Origin of the sequence: Pseudomonas typographi (assembly GCF_014694385.1) — a bacterium.
GTDB classification, from domain to species: Bacteria; Pseudomonadota; Gammaproteobacteria; order Pseudomonadales; family Pseudomonadaceae; genus Aquipseudomonas; species Aquipseudomonas typographi.
In genome coordinates this window covers 1-294 of sequence record NZ_JAAOCA010000162.1, presented here as the reverse complement: position 1 = coordinate 294, position 294 = coordinate 1, and the positions used below count along the sequence as shown (strand labels likewise).

Below are 294 nucleotides of genomic sequence, written 5' to 3'. Positions count from 1 at the left end.
CCAGGTTGCTGATGGCCTGGGTCCAGGGCTGGGCGGCCGTCAGTTCCACCCCTACCGACTGCTCGCTCTCCACCGAGGGAAAGCCGGTGATGTAATCCTGGTCGTGCTCCCCGTAGCGCTGCTCCCAGGTCACGCCGGTGAAATTCAGCGAGCCATCGGCATTGCCCAGCGGCGTTTCGTCCAGGTAGATCGATTGCGCGCCATTCACCAGGCCAACGATGGGGCCCTCGCTGATCGCATCGAGGATGTTGGCGTAGCTGGTGTTGATGAGGCTGTCGGGGCTTTCTACAGGCG

1 protein-coding gene is annotated in these 294 nt (G+C 63.3%); it reads right to left on the bottom strand.

Annotated elements, in window-relative coordinates; all coding sequences use genetic code 11:
- The coding region (locus tag HAQ05_RS28230; protein WP_190427727.1) for a hypothetical protein at positions 1–294 on the bottom strand (294 nt) is incomplete at both ends.